General features: G+C 69.5%; 21 protein-coding genes. 9 read left to right on the top strand and 12 right to left on the bottom strand.

The window, feature by feature from the left end; all coding sequences use genetic code 11:
* Window positions 1-163 precede the first annotated feature (163 nt).
* Window positions 164-754, bottom strand: coding sequence for a TetR/AcrR family transcriptional regulator (locus ABD289_RS25040; protein ID WP_344138063.1), 591 nt, complete (start codon window positions 752-754; stop codon window positions 164-166).
* 283 nt (window positions 755-1,037) lie between these two features.
* On the opposite strand from ABD289_RS25040, the gene ABD289_RS25035 reads away from it, so the two are divergent.
* Entirely contained in the window at window positions 1,038-1,925 is an 888-nt protein-coding gene (locus ABD289_RS25035) for a poly(ethylene terephthalate) hydrolase family protein (RefSeq protein WP_344138060.1), read from the top strand.
* 86 nt (window positions 1,926-2,011) lie between these two features.
* On the opposite strand, the gene ABD289_RS25030 is transcribed toward ABD289_RS25035, so the two are convergent.
* The 5 genes from ABD289_RS25030 to ABD289_RS25010 form a co-directional block, all read right to left on the bottom strand.
* On the bottom strand, window positions 2,012-2,983 hold the full coding sequence (locus ABD289_RS25030) for a DUF389 domain-containing protein (protein WP_344138057.1): 972 nt from the start codon (window positions 2,981-2,983) through the stop codon (window positions 2,012-2,014).
* A gap of 100 nt (window positions 2,984-3,083) precedes the next feature.
* A complete protein-coding gene (locus ABD289_RS25025) occupies window positions 3,084-3,512 on the bottom strand; it encodes a DoxX family protein (RefSeq protein WP_344138054.1) in 429 nt (142 codons plus the stop codon).
* Between the two features lie 198 nt (window positions 3,513-3,710).
* Window positions 3,711-3,836, bottom strand: a complete 126-nt coding sequence (locus tag ABD289_RS25020) for a hypothetical protein (RefSeq protein ID WP_344138051.1) — start codon at window positions 3,834-3,836, stop codon at window positions 3,711-3,713.
* Window positions 3,817-4,221: an alpha-amylase family protein gene (locus tag ABD289_RS25015; protein WP_344138048.1), complete on the bottom strand. Its 405-nt coding sequence runs from the start codon at window positions 4,219-4,221 to the stop codon at window positions 3,817-3,819. The genes ABD289_RS25020 and ABD289_RS25015 overlap by 20 nt, the downstream gene beginning before the upstream one ends.
* A 74-nt stretch (window positions 4,222-4,295) precedes the next feature.
* The gene (locus tag ABD289_RS25010) at window positions 4,296-5,315 is read right to left on the bottom strand and encodes a CobW family GTP-binding protein (protein ID WP_344138045.1); all 1,020 of its coding nucleotides are present in this window, start codon (window positions 5,313-5,315) and stop codon (window positions 4,296-4,298) included.
* Between the two features lie 372 nt (window positions 5,316-5,687).
* Here ABD289_RS25010 and ABD289_RS25005 point away from each other — a divergent pair, with 372 nt between their 5' ends.
* Both ABD289_RS25005 and ABD289_RS25000 read left to right on the top strand, forming a co-directional pair.
* Window positions 5,688-5,828 carry a TetR/AcrR family transcriptional regulator gene (locus tag ABD289_RS25005; RefSeq protein ID WP_344138042.1) on the top strand — a complete coding sequence of 47 codons (141 nt, stop codon included), beginning with the start codon at window positions 5,688-5,690 and terminating at the stop codon, window positions 5,826-5,828.
* Window positions 5,829-5,921: 93 nt separating this feature from the next.
* On the top strand, window positions 5,922-6,263 hold the full coding sequence (locus ABD289_RS25000) for a hypothetical protein (protein WP_344138039.1): 342 nt from the start codon (window positions 5,922-5,924) through the stop codon (window positions 6,261-6,263).
* On the opposite strand, the gene ABD289_RS24995 is transcribed toward ABD289_RS25000, so the two are convergent.
* Window positions 6,178-7,407: an NADH:flavin oxidoreductase gene (locus tag ABD289_RS24995; protein WP_344138036.1), complete on the bottom strand. Its 1,230-nt coding sequence runs from the start codon at window positions 7,405-7,407 to the stop codon at window positions 6,178-6,180. The two genes, ABD289_RS25000 and ABD289_RS24995, sit on opposite strands and share 86 nt — an antisense overlap.
* A gap of 40 nt (window positions 7,408-7,447) precedes the next feature.
* On the bottom strand, window positions 7,448-8,290 hold the full coding sequence (locus tag ABD289_RS24990; protein ID WP_344138033.1) for an SDR family oxidoreductase: 843 nt from the start codon (window positions 8,288-8,290) through the stop codon (window positions 7,448-7,450).
* Between the two features lie 127 nt (window positions 8,291-8,417).
* Here ABD289_RS24990 and ABD289_RS24985 point away from each other — a divergent pair, with 127 nt between their 5' ends.
* The gene (locus ABD289_RS24985; protein WP_344138030.1) at window positions 8,418-9,026 is read left to right on the top strand and encodes a TetR/AcrR family transcriptional regulator; all 609 of its coding nucleotides are present in this window, start codon (window positions 8,418-8,420) and stop codon (window positions 9,024-9,026) included.
* Between the two features lie 206 nt (window positions 9,027-9,232).
* Complete coding sequence (locus ABD289_RS24980) at window positions 9,233-10,084, top strand: SAM-dependent methyltransferase (protein ID WP_344138027.1); 852 nt, start codon at window positions 9,233-9,235, stop codon at window positions 10,082-10,084.
* Window positions 10,085-10,129: 45 nt separating this feature from the next.
* Here the strand turns inward: ABD289_RS24980 and ABD289_RS24975 are convergent, their stop codons facing one another.
* On the bottom strand, window positions 10,130-11,089 hold the full coding sequence (locus ABD289_RS24975) for an endonuclease/exonuclease/phosphatase family protein (RefSeq protein WP_344138024.1): 960 nt from the start codon (window positions 11,087-11,089) through the stop codon (window positions 10,130-10,132).
* Between the two features lie 143 nt (window positions 11,090-11,232).
* On the opposite strand from ABD289_RS24975, the gene ABD289_RS24970 reads away from it, so the two are divergent.
* Both ABD289_RS24970 and ABD289_RS24965 read left to right on the top strand, forming a co-directional pair.
* Window positions 11,233-11,397, top strand: coding sequence for a hypothetical protein (locus tag ABD289_RS24970; protein WP_344138021.1), 165 nt, complete (start codon window positions 11,233-11,235; stop codon window positions 11,395-11,397).
* An 82-nt stretch (window positions 11,398-11,479) separates the two neighbouring features.
* Window positions 11,480-11,902, top strand: coding sequence for a hypothetical protein (locus tag ABD289_RS24965; RefSeq protein ID WP_344138018.1), 423 nt, complete (start codon window positions 11,480-11,482; stop codon window positions 11,900-11,902).
* Window positions 11,903-11,949: 47 nt separating this feature from the next.
* Here ABD289_RS24965 and ABD289_RS24960 read toward each other — a convergent pair whose 3' ends face one another.
* Window positions 11,950-13,350 (bottom strand): MFS transporter, encoded by a 1,401-nt coding sequence (locus ABD289_RS24960; RefSeq protein WP_344138015.1) that lies wholly within the window; start codon window positions 13,348-13,350, stop codon window positions 11,950-11,952.
* A gap of 761 nt (window positions 13,351-14,111) precedes the next feature.
* On the opposite strand from ABD289_RS24960, the gene ABD289_RS24955 reads away from it, so the two are divergent.
* Window positions 14,112-15,008, top strand: coding sequence for an alpha/beta hydrolase (locus ABD289_RS24955; RefSeq protein ID WP_344138012.1), 897 nt, complete (start codon window positions 14,112-14,114; stop codon window positions 15,006-15,008).
* 95 nt (window positions 15,009-15,103) lie between these two features.
* A complete protein-coding gene (locus ABD289_RS24950) occupies window positions 15,104-15,433 on the top strand; it encodes an ArsR/SmtB family transcription factor (RefSeq protein ID WP_344138009.1) in 330 nt (109 codons plus the stop codon).
* Window positions 15,434-15,534: 101 nt separating this feature from the next.
* Here the strand turns inward: ABD289_RS24950 and ABD289_RS24945 are convergent, their stop codons facing one another.
* Together ABD289_RS24945 and ABD289_RS24940 are read right to left on the bottom strand one after the other, a co-directional pair.
* A complete protein-coding gene (locus ABD289_RS24945; RefSeq protein WP_344138006.1) occupies window positions 15,535-16,410 on the bottom strand; it encodes an NAD(P)H-binding protein in 876 nt (291 codons plus the stop codon).
* A gap of 315 nt (window positions 16,411-16,725) precedes the next feature.
* The gene (locus ABD289_RS24940) at window positions 16,726-16,983 is read right to left on the bottom strand and encodes a hypothetical protein (protein ID WP_344138003.1); all 258 of its coding nucleotides are present in this window, start codon (window positions 16,981-16,983) and stop codon (window positions 16,726-16,728) included.
* Window positions 16,984-17,014 lie beyond the last annotated feature (31 nt).

Genomic DNA, 17,014 nt, shown 5'->3' with positions numbered 1-17,014 from the left:
AGCCGCATGCGGTGTGGGACTCAGTCCGCGCCGCCGCAAGGTTTCTCAGACGTCGCCGGGGGAGGACAGCCGCAGCGCCAGGTATTGGACGTGCTCAAGTCGCGGATCCCGCGGCCCGACTACGTCTGAGCCCCGGCACCGCCACGCGAACTGAAATATCCCCTCAGCCGCCCCACCCGGCGATTCGGCCCTCCAGCTCGGAGATCATGTCCTCGAAGGCGGCTCCGACCCGTTCCTGCTCACCGGTGATGATCAGGTCGACGAACAAACCGCGCATCCCACCGAGCAGCGATGTCGCCACGACCCGGGCACGTGAGCGCGGACAGCCGTACTGGACCAGCCCTTCCGCGATCAGCGAGGTTCGCTGCTCCATCGAAGACGCGACCGCCTTCGCAAGCATCGGATCGCCGAAGACGGCCTGCCCGGTGATCGCGACGAACAGCTTGACGTGCCTGCGCCCGCTCTCCTCGGTCGCTCGCCGCCAGATCTCGCGCAGCGGATCCGGGTGGTCCTGCGGCAGGTCGGGGACCGAAAGCGTCTCGGCCAGAACGAGTTCGACGATCTCGGCGACGAGCCGTTCCTTGCTATCGAAGTGGTGCACGAGCGTCGCGTGGCTGACGCCGACGGCCTGCGCGACCTTGCGCAACGTCAGATCGTCCAGCCCTTGATCGAGCGCGTGCTCGGTCGCGGCGCGGAGAACCTCACCGCGGCGGTGCATGTAGCGCAGCTTCCGGCCGTCGACGCGTTCGCTCATTCCACCAGGATACAGAGCGATCCACCGAAATTGATTGACCATATGGTAGAGCTATCTTAAGATCAGTCACGTCGCCGGCTCGCCTCGGCGCGACGAAACCGCCGCGCCAGCCGGGACCGCTGCTCCGAGACCGAGCAAGGTCACTCGGGGGGCGACGAGCAGCGCGAGCACGTCACTTTGCCGAACAAGTCACCTCGACGATCGGCTGGAAAGCCCGGCCCCGCGCGCGATTTCGGGCCAGTGGACCGGCCGTCCCGGGGAGTCTTCCACGAAGGACGGATCCATGGCTGCAACATCCTCTACCGCACACCCATCCCATTTGCGCCGTTTGCTGGTGGTGCTGACCGCGGTGCTCGGCCTCCTCTCCGGGAGCATCGCGCTGGCGCAGTCCGCTGTGGCCGAACCGCCGCACGGCCCCGACCCGACCGAGGAGAGCATTTCCGCCCCGCGCGGCCCGTTCGACATCGACGAGGAATCCGTCTCGCGGCTGAGCGCTCGCGGCTTCGGCGGCGGGACGATCTACTACCCCACCGACACCTCCGAGGGCACCTTCAGCGCGGTGGCCATCTCCCCCGGCTACACCGCGGGCGAGGACACCATCGCCTGGCTGGGCCCGCGCTTGGCCTCGCAGGGCTTCGTGGTGTTCACCATCGAGACGCTCACCCGCTACGACCAGCCCGGTTCCCGCGCCGACCAGCTGATGGCCGCGCTGAACCACCTCACCGAGCGCAGCGACGTGCAGGACCTCGTCGACCCGACGCGACTCGGCGTGATGGGGCACTCGATGGGTGGCGGCGGATCCCTGGAGGCCGCTCTGGAGAACCCGAACCTCAAGGCGGCGATCCCGATGACGCCGTGGCACACCAACAAGGACTTCTCCGGTGTGCGGACCCCGACGATGATCATCGGGGCGCAGAACGACACCGTCGCCTCGGTGAACCGGCACTCCAAGCCCTTCTACGAGAGCCTGCCGGACGCGCCCGGTAAGGCCTACCTGGAACTGGCCGGCGCGAGCCACCTGGCGCCGAACTTCGACAACACCACCATCGCCAAGTCCAGCATCGCCTGGCTGAAGCGATTCCTCGACGACGACACCCGCTACGACGAGTTCCTCTGCCCGCCGCCGCAGGATCCGGAGTTCTCCGACTACCGGTCGACCTGCCCGTACTGAACGACGACGTCCGAGCAATCCTGACGATTCAACCCCTGGGGAGGGTGGAGGCTCCGTCGCACGCGGCGGAGCCTCCACCCGCGTCGTCAAGCGGATTCGCCGGGGCGCGCTCGACGTGCGCCGCCCCGCGCTCTCGCGCGACCCGCGTCGGATCCGACGTGCCCGCGCCGCAGCAGGAGCGTGAGGGTGGCGGCCGCGGTGAGCCCGGCCAAGTTGATCAGCAGCTGGAGCACGGCCTCGCCGGACTGCGTCCAGTCGCCCACCACCGCGGCGACGACGGCGAACCCGGCCGCGGGAACCGTGGTCACCGAGATGAAGACGCCGATGAGCGCGCCGGACTTCTCCGAGGTGAGCGCGATCATCCCGGCAGCGCCCGCGAGCAGCGCCGTGATGATCGAGAACGGCCCCACCCGGTAGATGAACGAGACCAGCTCGAGACCGGCCAGCGTTCCCGGTTCGACCAACCCGCCGAGCCGCGCGAGGAACGCCAGCGCAGCGGTGCTCAGCATCGCGAACGGAAAACCGATGCCCAGGGCTTTCCCGGCGCGCACGGCGAGTTCGCGCCGCCTGCCGACGATGGCCACCGCGAGCGCGGCCAACGGGCCGAAATCGGGGCTGACCACCATCGCGCCCACGATCGTCACCGGCGAGTCGACGATCACGCCGACCGCGGCCAGCAGGCAGGCGATGGTCAAGAAGGCCAGGAACACGGCGTTGAGGCGACTCTCCTCGCCGGTGGTGGAAACCAGTTCCTCCCAGATGACCGCGTCCGCGCCCTCACCCGGAGCCGCGCGTTCGGCGGCCTCGGCGCTGTCGGAGAGCAATGCCTCGATCGGCTGCAGGCTGATCTGGCCGCGATGATCGATGCCGCGCTCGGCCAACCGGCGCAGGACGTCCTCGGCCACTTCGCGCGCGACCACGGCCTCGACGACATCACCGGCCGGCTGCCTGCTGACGCCCTCGGCGAGGGCGAGGTGAGCGACTCCCGGTTCGGATTCCAGGACGGCGAGGACCTGCCGGCTATCGCTCGATTCGCAAGCCACTCTGAGCTGCAGCATGGCCGACAGTCTCCGGCAGGCCCATGCGTCTTGCCAGCGCTCGGTGGGCGGGCCCGCGCGTCCCGGCCCACCCACCGAGCGTGTTGACCGAGCCGGCGGGTCAGTCGCCCGCGGGCTTCGCCTCGCTTCGGTTCAGCGCGTTGTCCACCGTGTACGCACCACCGCTGAACCCGAGGGCCAGAGCCGCGACCGCCAGCACGAGCACGTACTCCACGCCTCCGCCGGAGGCGAAGAAGCCGTTCGGCAGGTGGTTGAACACCATCGCACCGACCATCGTCAGCGCCAGCAGCAGGCCGGCGACCGGCAACGCGGCGCCCAGCGCCAGCGCAAGTCCCCCGATGGTCTCCACCAGCGCGGCGAACCAGGCGGAAACACCCGGCAGCGGGATACCCATCTGCTCGAACGAGCTCGCGGTCCCGCTGATGCCCCAGCCGAGGAACTTCTGCAAGCCGTGCGCCACGAAGACCGCACCGACCACGACGCGGGCGACGAGCACGATCAGGTCGCGGCCTGCTGATGACTGCTTCACGAAACTTCCTTTCCAGCACGTTCCGCCCAGCACGGAGCGATTTCCGCGCTGTGACGGCGTCTCTCGGCTACCTGTGCGCACGCGGGCGGGCACCCACATACCTGAATAGTCAGATGTTGAAACACTAACCACCCATTGCCTGAGCGTGCAACGGTTGACCAGTCATCGATCGGTGTGCGGTCGAGCACGCCGGCCACCTCAGCGCAGTTCGAGCACTGCGTAGCCGAACGCCGGCACGGTCAGCTCGCGCCCGTCGACGCGCACACCGCTGTCCTCGATCGGATGCGCAGCGGGCAGCCGCTCGTCATCGACCTCGACGGTCACCGGACCCCGGCTGGGGTTGACCGTGACCAGGAATCGGTTCCCTGAAGTACGGGTCGTCCTGGCCACGACGACCGCCACGGCGCACCGTTTCCGGGACGCCCACTTGCATGTAGAAGTCGCCGTCGAATCCGGCGGGCACCGACACCGCCGGATCGCCCCACTCCGAGCTCAGCACCGCATCGGGGTGGTTCTCGTCGAGCCAGGCCCGCATTTCGCCCCAGAGCTTGCCGGTCTCGACGACGTCCGGATCGTCCTCGATCACGCCCGCAGCCATGTCGCAGCGGAAACCGGACACGCCCAGGTTCAGCCAGTCGCCCATGATCTCGCGGTTGCGCTTGGGCCCCTCCGCGTCGACCGGTTCGCGCCACGGCTCGTCCGGATTCATCCGCGCGTAGCACGCACTTTCCGCATTCACACCCGACTGGACCAGGCCACCTGTCTCGGCGACGGGTCCGGCGCTCAGTCTTCGAGATGCCGGGCCACGTAGAGCATCCCGCGCTCGTCGACGACCTCCGGATCGCTGTCGACGCAGTCCTCGAGCTGCTTGGTCAGCTGATCGGCGTCCAGATCGGTGCCGATGAACACGAGCTCGGTCCGCCGCGCGCCCGCGGGCCAGCGGGACCGGTCGAACCGCGCGTAGACCCCCACGGTGTGCAGCACGAACCGGCGGTTCGCACCGGAGGCGCCGAAGTCGACGGGCCCCTTGATGCGGTAGACGCCCCTGCTGCGCTCGTTGAGGAACCGCATGAACGCCGAGGGGTTCAGCGGCCGGTCGGAGGTGAACTCCACCGATTGGTAGGCCGCGTGCATGTGCTCGTCGTGCTCGTGATCGTCGTGCCACAGGTCGGCGAAGGAGAGCTGGCGCGCGGCTTCGGCCGAGTCCCGAACCTCGGGATCGTCGAACAGGATTCCCGCGGAGATCCTGCCGTGCTCGGCCTCGAGCACGGCGCCGTCGGCCACTTCTCGGACGGTGCCGAGGACTCGCCGGTGATCGGCCTCGTCGACGCGGTCGATCTTGTTGACCACGACGAGGTCGGCGAAGCGCAGGTGGTCGTCGAGTTCGGGATGCCGGTTTCGGGTGGCCTCGAACTCGGCCGCGTCGACGACCTCGACCATTCCGCCGAACTCGATGTGCGGGTTCTCCGAGGACAGCACGAGCCGGACCAGCTGGCGCGGTTCGGCGATGCCGCTCGCCTCGATCACGATGGCGTCGACAGGCGCACCCGGGTATGCCAGCCGATCCAGCATCGGATCGACGCCCTCCTCGTCAACGGCGCAGCACAGGCAGCCGTTCTGCAGGGACAGCGCGGCGTCCACCTGACCGGCGACGGTCATGGCATCGATGTTGATGCTGCCGAAGTCGTTGACCAGCACCCCGATCCGGCGCCCGTCGTTGTTGCGCAGCAAGTGGTTCAGCAGGGTCGTCTTGCCCGAGCCGAGGTAGCCCGCCACCACGACCACCGGAATCCGCGCCGTCACAACCGCCCCCTGATCGGACCTGCACTCTTGGTGGTGCGGATTTTCGCACGCCAAGGCACTCGCCGGCCCCGCAGGCATCACCCGGCCCGCCGCACCCGTGGTCGGCCCGCGACGGCATCCCGAGGAAAGCTGCGCGGCAAGCGGTTCCGGTTCCGCCGCCGATGCCGGTCGCCAGCCGGGCGGGCCGAAGACTAGCCGAGCTCGTCGCGCAACCGCTCGGCCGAGCGCACGGCGCGATGTCGCCGAGGCGGCTCCAGCTTGAACACGTTGTAGGTGTTCACCGAGGTGGTCAGGCCGTGGGTGGGCCGGTGCAGCTCCGGCTAAGGTCTCGAACGCGCGATCCCAGATGATCAGGATGCCCGCGTAGTTCTCGTGCTCGACCTCGCCCGGCAGCTGTTTAGCGAGCAGGGCTTCGCCGCCACCTCGCTGGGCGCCGCCGAGCGGGCCGGCATCTCCAAGCCGCAGAGCTACAACTGCTTCGGGTTCGGCCAGGCCTGTTCTCGGCCTGCCTGACCGAAGCGGGCGAGGTCGTCACCGGCGTCATCGACGAGACCCGCAGGCCGCGGCGCGGTCGGGCGGCGACGGGCCCTGATCGCTCTCGAGCAGATGTTCACCACGCTGCGCCCCCGGTCGTGGAGGTGGCGGCTGCTGCACCTGACCGCCAACGGCGACCCGCTGGGCGCCGCGGCGATGACCGCGGTCTGGGTCAACGTCTTCGACGCGCTGGTCAACTGGTGGATCGACCACCCGGAGGAGAGCCCGCAGCAGATGACCGACCGCGCTCTGCGACTGTTCACCTGGGCGTTCGGCCGATCGACATCGATCGCCTGGTCCGCGGTGAATGAAGTTCGCACCCCGCCCGTCAACCTCGCGAATCCGTCGAAGCAGTCCCGTGCGCAGGACCTCCGGTTTCCGCACGCGGCACGAGAACGCAGCGGCTACCGGTGAAGATCGTGACCATGCACCTGTTGTTGTGATTGCACAGCGACCGCGCGTCGGGTTCCGCGGCGATGCGGTCGACCAGGTCCGGTTCGCGCAGCAGGGCACGCCCCATCGCGACGAACTGGAAGCCCTCGTGCATCGCGGTGTCCATGATCGCCCGGTTGGTGATCCCGCCGAGCAGGACCATCGGCAGGTCCACGGCCGCGCGGATCTGACGCGCGTCCTCGAGCAGGTAACCGTCCTGGTAGGGGTACTCGCGGAGGAACCTGCCGCCGATGAGCTTCACCCCCGCGCGCAGCGGTTGCGGCATCACCCCGGCGAACTCGCGCACCGGTGCCGCGCCCTTGAACAGGTACATCGGATTGAGCAACGAGCTGCCCGCGGTCATCTCCAGCGCGTCCACGGTGCCCTCGCCCTCCAGCCACCGGGCGACCTCGATCGCCTCGTCCAGCCAGAAGCCACCGGGGACGCCGTCGTCCATGTTCAGCTTGGCCAGGATCGCGATCCGGTCGCCCACGGCCTCGCGCACCGCGCGCATGATCCGCAGCGCCAGGCGGGCGCGGTTGGCGAGGCAGCCGCCGTAGGCGTCGGTGCGCTTGTTGAGCCTCGGGCTCAGGAACGAGCTGGCCAGGTAGTTGTGCCCCAGGTGGATCTCCACCGCGTCGAAACCGGTCTCCGCGGCCATCCGCGCGGCCTCGCCGTGCGCGGAGACCACCCGGTCCAGGTCGGCTGTGGTCGCGGCCTTGATGGTGCGCAGCGACATAAGGTTCCGGGACTTGCTGGGGCCGAGCGCGGACAGCTTGGTCCTCGTGGAATCGGCGACGGGACCCGAATGGCCCACCTGGGCCGATACCGCCGCGCCCCGGGCATGCACCGCCTCGGTCAACCGGCGCAACCCCGGAGCGGCCTCCGGCCGCCACACGATCTGGTTGCCGTCGGTGCGCCCTTCCGGAGCGACCGCGCAGTAGGCGACCGTGGTCATCCCGACGCCACCTGCCCCGTGCCGGACATGGAAGTCGATCAGCTCGTCGGTGACCAGTCCGCGACGAGCCCTGTTCTCGTAGGTCGCCGCCTTGATCGTCCGGTTGCGCAGGCGCACCGGGCCGAGCGCGGCGGGAGCCAGCACGTCCGGGACAGCTTGCTCAGGCATCGCGGCCTCCTCTGCATCGACGAAAACCCGCGCTGCGCGATCAGCGCCGCGCGAAGGAACGCATCCGGCGCAGGTAGCGCAGCAAGGCTCGCAGCGGCACCGACTGCGGCCAGGCATCCGCGCGGAAGTAGGCATCCGAACCGCCGTCCACGAAGATGACGCTGCCGCAGAGGAAGTCGGCCGCGTCCGAGAGCATGAACACGGCCCAGTCGGCGAGCCGGGACGGGTCTCCGTAACCGCCGATGGGCACCGGGAATGATGCGACGGCCTTCGCCGCCGGGCTCGCCAGCTGATCCTCCAGCAACGGGGTGAGCACGGCGCCCGGTGCGAGCGCGTTGAGCCGGATCCCGGCACCAGACCATTCCGGCAGCACCGCGTTGCGCCGCACCCAGCGGCTCAGCGCGAGCTTGGAACCGCCGTAGACGATGGGCGCAGCGGCTTTGCCGAAAAGTCGAACGCCGCGCAGCGCGCGGTCCGCGTCCTCGGCCAGCAGCGCGCGCACGAAGCGGCGCGGCACTCCGGGGGTCGTGGTGGTCGAGTTGCTGGAGAACACCACGACCTTCGCGTTGCCCGCGGCTGCCAGCGCGGGACGCCACTCGCGCAGCAGGTCGACCACGCCGAAGTAGTTGACCTGCGCGATCGCGCGTTCGCGACCGCGGACCGGCCCCAACCCCGCCGCCAGCACCGCCCCGTCGAGGCGTTCGCCCGCGGCCGAGAGCACCGCCGCGGCCGCTTCCCGGCGAGCCCGCGGAACGGACAGGTCGGCTTGGACATCGGCATCGTCGAGGTCCACACCGATGACGGTGTGCCCGGCCGCGCGGAGCTGGTCGGCGACCGCTCGGCCCATGCCGGACGCGCGACCGGTGACCGCGTAGGTGCCCACTGCCGCCTCCTTCCGCCGCGCTGCCGATCACGACGGTAACAGCTTTTTGGCGAATCAAGCCATAAATTGCGGCAACGCACCCGGATCCCGCCCGGACGGAAGCTCCGGATTCGCTATCGTCAGCCGGGTGAGCTCCAGCGACGCCCCGCAGCGCGGCCGCCCGTCCGTGCTCGACAGGGCCGCCGTCGCCACCGCGACCTTCCGCCTCTGGACCGAGCGCGGTTACGACGCCGTGAGCTGGCGCGACATCTCCGAAGCCACCGGCGTCAGCGTGCGCACCCTGGTCCGGCACTTCGCGCACAAGTCCGACATCGCCTGGGTCGGCGTCCCGGCCGCGACCCGGCGCCTGCGCGACGCGCTCGAGAACATGCCCGCGGACCTGCCCGTCGACGAATCCGCGCGCCGCGCCATCGTCGCGTCCATATCGGACGACCCGATGAAACCCGCCGGGACCGACTGGATCCGGGTAGTGTGCACCGAACCGGAACTCGCCGGGTCCGCGCCCGCCGCGTACCGGCCGTGGATCGACGAGCTCGCCGGGTTCATCGCCCGGCGCGCGCCCGGCATCTCCCCTGCCGCGGCCACCGCGGTCGCCAGCGGGTACCAGGCCGCCACCTTCGCCGCACTGGTCGCCTGGGGCGAAGGCCGATCCGCCGGCGACGCCGCCGAGTCCGCCGACGAGGCACTCGGATGGCTGGCGGTGCGGCGACCCGCGGAGGAGATCAATCTCACTTGACCGATCATGCTCGCGAAGGGGTCGCGCCGCCGCCAATCTCAGCGCGCGCCGACCAGCGCTTCCGCGCGATCACCGCACCAGCAGCGGCCGAACGGGGGATTCGCGGGCTTCTCCGTAGCGAAATTCGCGCAAACCTCGTTGACCCGCAATGGGGTATCGCCGGGTAACGTGGACGTGCATCGGTGATCGAGACGCGGGGAGCAAGCATGACCGAGACGCCCTCCAAGGCGCCGAGTTCCGTTCCGGTCGGGGTCGACACGACCAATGCGAGCATCGCCCGCGTCTACGACGCCGCCCTGAACGGCAAAGACAACTTCGAGGTCGACCGCGAGGTGCTGCGCCAGGTCGGGCAGGTGGCACCCGAGGTCAACGACCTCGCCTGGTCCAACCGGAAGTTCCTGCAGCGGGCCTGCAACTTCCTCGCCGACCAGGCGGGCATCCAGCAGTTCCTGGACTGCGGATCGGGCCTGCCGACCGCGGAGAACACGCACCAGATCGTGCAGCGGATGAACACCGAGGCCCGGGTGGTCTACGTCGACAACGATCCCGTGGTGATCGCGCACGGCCAGGCGCTGCTCGAAGAGAACGGCTTGACGAACTTCGCCACCGCCGACATCTTCGACCCGGAGCAGGTGCTGTCCAACGAGACCGTGACCAGCCAGCTCGACTTCTCCGAGCCGGTCGCGTTGCTGCACGTCGGAACACTGCACCACTACCTCGCCGAGGACGGCCCCGAGATGATGCGCGCCTACATCGACGCGCTCGCGCCGGGCAGCTTCGTCGCCATCGCCCACTTCTTCGATCCCGAGACCCCGGAGCACAGCGAGCTCGCCCGCAAGATGGAGGACCTGTTCCTGCACAGCCCGATGGGCTCGGGCCGCTTCCGCACCCGGGCGGAGATCGAGGCGCTGCTTCCCGGACTGGAGCTCATGCCCGCAGGACCGGGCGCCGCACCCGGCCTGGAGCTCTGCGACCACTGGTGGCCGACCGGCCCCAAGCTGCGCCCGCTGAACCAGGCCGAGCACTGCATCGCGGCCCTGGTGGGCCGGAAGCCGTAGCCGTTTCCAGCGCGGTCGGCGCAACCGCGGTGCCGCGAGCCCCGCTCAGATGTCGAGCGTGACGGTGATGCGCCGGTGGTCCGAGGGCGGGTTCTCCGGGTCCTGCGGCAGGTGCACGCGATACCCGGTGAGGCCGTCCTTGAAGCCGTCGTTGACCAGCACGCGATCGAGGGTCATCGGGCCGAAGGTTCCCGGCGTTCCCCCGTTGACCGTGGGCGTGTAGTCCTTGAAGTGCTCGGCCGCGCAGTGGAACCCGGCACCGCCCCGGCGCGCGCCGGTCGGCTCGTGCCAGCGCCCAAGCAGGAAGTCGAGCGCGTCGGTGGCGCGCTCGTCGACCGGGGTCCCGTCCTCGCGGAACTCCGGCGGCCAGTGCGTTTTCGTGTAGCGCCGCCACGCGGGTGCCGCGTCGAAGTTGTCCACCCGCCAGTGCGGGCCGGACGGATGCGAGTTGAAGTCGCCCACCACCGCGCAGGGGACGTCGGGACGCGCGTACGGGCGCAGGTTCCGCGCATCGCGCAGGCGCGCCAGCTCGTCGTTGACGTCCCAGTGCGCGGCGACCAGCCGCCACTTCTCGGAGCTGCCCGCCAGCGAGGCGACCATCAGGTTCGTGCGGTGCGAGAAGTGGTCCGGTTCGCGCCCCGAGTACCAGTTGTGCACCGTGATCACCTGCGGATCGACGAACACCACGGGCGCCATCGGGCCGCGGTCGCCGGTGAGCGTTCCCAGCAGCGGAACGTACGGCCGGCCGCCTGCCTCCCGCATCGCGGTCGCGGCGCCGAAGGCTCCGGCGCTTCCGTTGTGCTCGTAGAAGGCTCCCTCGCACAACACCAGAACCGCAGGCCAGTCGTCGTCCATCGCCTCGACCAGCCGAGCGAAGTCGTAGTCCCGGCGCGGCCCCCAGATCCCACCGACCAGACCTCCGACCTCGAAGTTGAACTCCGCGATGTCGACGAGCACACCAACCTCCACCTGATCGGCCAGGACGTACCCGCAGTGTTCCGGCACGGCGGATATCCGGTCCAGGCTAGGCGGGCATCGGTCACATCCGCTTGCCCGGCCGGGCCCACGCGCCCCCCCCGGAGTCGACACCGCCCGATTCGTCTGCTGTGCTCGAGACCGTGGAACCCCCCGCAGGGAGGTGATCCGGGATGGTTTGCAGGATCCCGAACGGTCGTTCCTCGCGGCGCCGCTCCATCGCGGTGATCGTGCTGGCGGTCGTCGTGATTCTCCTGGTCACCCTCCTGATCCTCGCCTACATGCTCGACTCCGGCCCCAACACGGCCAGCCAAGTCGCAACACTGCTCGCGAGATGAGCGGATCAAGGGAACTACCGGCGTAACAGCGTTATAGTTCGATGCGCGGAATCCTCCTAACGCATCCAAGGAAGGTCCCACCATGGCGACCGAGCTGCTGTTGACCCCCGAATCCCGCTACATCGCCGCCGTAGCGCTGTTGACCATCGTCGGCATCGAAACCGGGGGTTGGTTCCTGACCCGCGTCCTCCGGGGCAAAGTCGCCATGACGGAGTTCCAGAAGAACTTCGCACGAGCCGGGCATGCCCACGCCGGCGTGCTGGTCACCCTCGGTCTGGTCATGCTCCTGCTCGCCGACGCCGGAGGTGTGCACGGCGTACTCGGCTGGACGGGACGGGTAGGCGTGCTGCTGGCCGCCGCGCTGATTTCCGCAGGATTCTTCTTCTCCTCCATGGGAAGTGGCGAGATCACCCGCCCGAACAGGCTCATCGCGCTGATCTGGCTCGGCGCCGCATCTCTGGCGATCGGCGTCATCAGCCTTGCGATCGGCCTGCTCGCCGGCTGACGCAGCAGGCGCTGCCGGTTCGAGAAGCCACGCCCAGCGGCATCCGGTCAGGCCCCCGCGCTGACGCGCGCCTCGTCCTCGTCCGCGGTCACCGGCGCCGAACCCGGCAGCGGCCTGCCCGCGGACTCCTCGGTGAACCAGATGCCGATCGCGCCGATCACGCCCGCGGCGATGAGGTAGTAGCCCGGCCACATCAGATCGCCGGTGGCCGCGATCAGCGCCGTCATCACGGCCGCGACCGTCCCGCCGAACAGCGAGACCGAGATGTTGAACGAGATCGACAGGCCGCCCTGGCGGATCTTGGTCGGAAACAGCGCGGGCAACGTCGAGGGCATGGTCGCGCTGAAGATCACCAGCATCAGCCCCATGATCATCAGACCGGCGAACACCGTGGGCAGGGTGTCGTGCTGGATCAGCATGACCGAGGGCACCGAGAGCACCACGAGGGCACCGCAGCCCGCCATGACCACCGGCCTGCGGCCCACCCGGTCGCTGAGCCTGCCGATGAAGGTGATCACCACCAGCATCACCGCCATGACCACGATCTGCAGCACCGACGACTCCGTGTCGCTGATGCCCGGCGGCAGTTCGTCGGACAGGTAGGTGGGCATGTAGGCGGTGAGCATGTAGTTGGTGACGTTGAAGACGAGCACCAGCGCACCGCACACGAGCATCGCGGGCCAGTGCTCGACGAAGATGTCGCGCAGCTCGGTCTTCGTCGAGTTCTCGGCCTCCTTGGCCTCGTGTTCCTCCACCAGCTTCGCGAACGCGGGCGTCTCCTCCAGCTTCAGCCGCAGGTACATGCCCACGATGCCCAGCGGTCCCGCGATCAGGAACGGGATGCGCCAGCCCCAGGCCAGCAGATCCTGCTCGGTCAGCAGCGCCGAGAGCACGGCGACGATCAGCGCACCGAGGATGTAGCCGACCAGCGTGCCGAATTCCAGCCAGCTTCCCAGAAATCCGCGCTTGCGGTCCGGGGCGTACTCGGCGATGAAGGTCATCGCTCCGCCGTACTCGCCACCGGTCGAGAAGCCCTGCAGCAGGCGGGCCAGCAGCAACAGGACCGGAGCGGCCAGGCCGATGGTGGCGTGGCTGGGGATCAGACCGATGCAGAAGGTGCCGGCGGCCATCAGGATCATCGTCGTGGCCAGCACCCTGGTGCGGCCGATGCGGTCACCGAGCGGGCCGAAGAACAACCCGCCGAGCGGACGCACCAGGAACGCGGCCGCGAAGGTGCCGAACGTGGCCAGCAGCTGCGCGGTCGGGCTGGAGGCCGGGTAGAAGACCTTGCCGATCGTGGTCGCCATGTAGGCGAACACGCCGAAGTCGAACCACTCGGTCACGTTGCCCACGGCCGCCGCCGCGACGGCCCGGCGAACCAGGCTCGGCTCGACGACCGCAGCACCGCCGACGGATTGAATCCCGACGTTCGCCCTCTCCGCGGTCATACCGACCACCCACCGAGGCTCCGTGCTTCTTCCCGGGACGTGAACATGCCCGAGAACATTAGTGGATCGCCCCCGAATCAGCTAAACAAGAATCGGATCCGAGCGATTTCCGCCACAGCTGACACGGACAAACTCGAACATAGCGACCAGCAGCGAACAAATTGCTCCACAACTGCTAACGATGGCCATTTGAGCAGCGCACAAGTCAGATAATCACCACTTGCGGATTCCTCGATCGCCGCCCCAAGATCCGGTAAAGAATCTACAAGCGCGGTTTGTCCCCTATTTCCCGACCGGCGCCGAATCCAGCTCGCGAAAGCAGCGCCGCCCCGAATGTCGCGCTGCGCGGAATTCTTCCGATCCAATTTCGCTCGAACGACCCCGCCCAGGCGTTCGGCGCGGGTAGCGGAACGCCGCCCGGACCCGGGATCCGCGACTTGAGCAGCCACCTGCGCGGCGCTGCGGCTGTCCTCGCCCGACGACGTCCGAGAACCCGCCGCGGCGCCGGCTGAGGCCCCACACCGCTGGCGCCGCATGCTCCAACGACCCCGAGTCGCGCTCGCCGGCGTTCGGGCCGGTGATCGCGTCGAGCAGCAGGCCGCGCGATCGAACGCGCGGCGATGACGTAGTCTCTGGCGCTGGTGATTTGCCCGGTCTTCCGGACGACCCAGCATGCTGAGCTGCGTCTCGACGAGACAACGGCGCTGGTCGAGCTGTGGACCGGTTCCCGAGCGAACCAGCCAGAAGGAACTGATTGCCCGATGAGCCCCGATCCCGTCTCGCGGCGCAACCTCCTCGCGTTCGCGGCCGCGACGGTCGCCGCAGCACCGCTGCTGAACGCGTGCGGCACTCAGCCGAGTCCGCCCCGGCCGCCGGTTGCCAAGCCCACACCGGCGCGAGCGCCGCAGCCGGGGCCGACGATCCAGCGCGAGGTGGTGCGTTCGAGGCACCGCGGGACCGACGTGGAGCTGGCGCTGACCTATCCGTCCGGCGTGCGCTCCCTCGAGGGCCTGCCGCTGGTGCTGTACCTGCACGGACGGGACGGCCTGCAACCCAACGCGATGCCCGCGGACACGATGACCGCCTTGGAGGCCGAGCACCGGGCGGGCACCACCCCGGCGTTCGGCCTGGTCTCGGTCGACGGCGGGTACAACTCCTACTGGTTCGACGGGTCCGCCAACGGTGACGTGCTGAGCATGCTGCTCGAGGAACTGCCGAGCTGGCTGCGCGAGCGCGGTTACGGCGCCGGAGACGGTCAGCCCTTCGCGGTCGGCGGGATCTCCTCGGGCGGGTTCGGCGCGCTGCACTACGCGATCGCACGCTCCCGGCTGGGGAGCCCCGTCGAGGGCGTCGGAGTCCTCGCCCCCGCCCTGACGACGAACTGGGCGCACGCCGAGGAACGCGGAGCGTTCGCCGACCAGCAGCAGTGGCACCGCGTCGACCCGCTCGAGCACATCGATGACCTGGGCGGGGTCCCGCTCGGCGTCTGGGTCGGCGATGTCGACCCGTTCTTCGAAGGCGCCGAGCAGCTGGCGCACGACCACCCCAACACCCGGGTGTTCTCGGTGCTGCCCGGTGGCCACGAGGGCAAGGTCTTCGACGCGGTGGGCACGGACATGGTGCGCTACTTCGCCAATCTCGCCCCAGAGCGCATCTGACCCACCAGCGGGCGCGCCGCCCCCGCGACCCGCGCGGCCGGTAGAGTGCGGCCGAGTTCGCGGACCGCGACAGCGCACTCGCCTCAGGGGGTCGGATGACACGCTCGACCGATCGCATTCCGCCCGCACCCGAGACGGCGGAGATCGCGCTGCAGACCGTGCTGGAGGCGCTCGCCGACCCGGTCCGGCGCAGCATCGTCGCGCAGCTCGACGCCGCGTCCGCGGACATCAGCTGCGGCTCGTTCGAGCTCCCCGTCGCCCGGTCGACGGCCACGCACCACTTCAACGTGCTGCGCGACGCCGGGATCATCCAGCAGTACTACGTGCGCACCTCCCGGATGAACCGGTTGCGCCGCACCGATCTCGACGAGACCTTCCCCGGTCTGCTCGACGCCTGCCTGCGCGCCGTCAACAGCGGTCACTGACCTCGCGGCCGGGTGTCCGCGGCGGCGAACTTCGGCAGCGCGGGCGGGTTTTCCGGGAACGCTTCGGCCGGACCCGGAAAACCCGCACCACACCGACGGGTTCACCAGGCGGTCTTGGGACTCGGCCACCAGCCCGCCTCGGAGATCGGCTTCGCCGGGCGCCCGGTGATGCGCTTGACCACGTCGGTGGTGAAGTCCAGACGCCCGCTGGCGACCGTCTGGTACCAGGACAGCCAGCTGTCGATCTGCTCGCCGCTGATGCCGTGCTTCCAGCGCCACGCGAACGCCTCGTCCAGCGTCTGCGGGACGTAGTGGTAGTTCCGGCCGGTCGCGGCGGCGACCTGCTTGGTGGCGGCGTCGATGGTCAACGACTCCGGGCCGGTGATCTGCAGGATCTCCCCGTCGTGCTCGGTGTTGTCCTCGTCAGCGGCGACCGTGGCGATCACCGCTGCGATGTCGTCGTGCGTGACCCAGGCGACCTTGCCGTCCCCGCCAGGGCCGCGCACGGCCAGTTCGGAGTCGGCGAGCGCCGCGATGGTCGAACCGTAGAGACCCGCGCGGAAGATCGTGTGCCGAAGTCCGGAGCCGGCCAGGTACCGCTCGGTCATCCAGTGATCGCGGGCGTTGCGGTAGGGCGCGTCCGGCCCGGTCGAGCCGACCAGCGACACGTAGAGCACTCGCCGCACTCCGGCCTCGATGCCCGCCCGCACCGCGCTGGCGTGCTCCTCGAGCCGCCGCCCGGTGGGGTGCGAGGAGATCAGCACGAGCGTCGAGGCATCCCGGAGAGCCTCGCGCATCGCTTCCGAGTCGTCGTAGGCCGCCGGACCGCGCACCTGCGCACCGGGCAGCTCGGTGATGCGCGCGGGGTCGCGCCCGACGAGCAGCTGCGGAACACCCCGGTCGGACAGCTGCGCGGCGATCCGGCTCCCCAGCGCACCGGTGACCCCGGTGACGGCCACGGTGGACTTTTCCGGCATTTTCGCACCTTTCGTTGCATGCGACTCGGCGACGGTCGTCTATGCCGACGGTAGTCGAAATACGCGACCCGGCAAACGCGCGTCCCACCCCGCCGAAGCGCACCGCAACAGCAGGTCAGCTACCGGAAGGAGGTGGCGATCCGGGCGATTCCGGCGCGCGCGGGGAACCATGCGCCTTTTCACGCGCGCGAGCGGAACAGCCGCGAAACCGCGATCACCGGGTGCGCTCGCAGGTTCGCCGAACGGTCTCCACCGGGCCCACTTGGCACATCGACGGCGCGGGCAGCAGGAGGAACAGCGCGGCCCTGAGCAGGATCAGCCCGCACCCACGCGCCCGCGCTCGCGGACCTCGAACCGGCCGCCGGGCTCGCCCGGATGGTGGCGGAATTCGTGGTTCCGCCGTCGTTGCGCGCTCTGCGACTCGGTGGACCACGGCGCCCGGTACGGGCACTCGCCGCACCGGTAGCGGTATCGGCCGGCCACGAGCTCCTCCTCGCGGCTGGACGAGGTGGGATCCAGCGCGGCGCCTCGGACATCGCGCGCCGAGCCGGCGCGGTCCACAGGTTCCGGCACGCCCTCCTGCAGGAGCACCTCAGCGATCCCG

Origin of the sequence: Saccharopolyspora halophila, from assembly GCF_039531955.1 — a bacterium.
GTDB lineage: Bacteria > Actinomycetota > Actinomycetes > Mycobacteriales > Pseudonocardiaceae > Saccharopolyspora > Saccharopolyspora halophila.
This window is presented reverse-complemented; position numbering and strand designations above follow the sequence as displayed.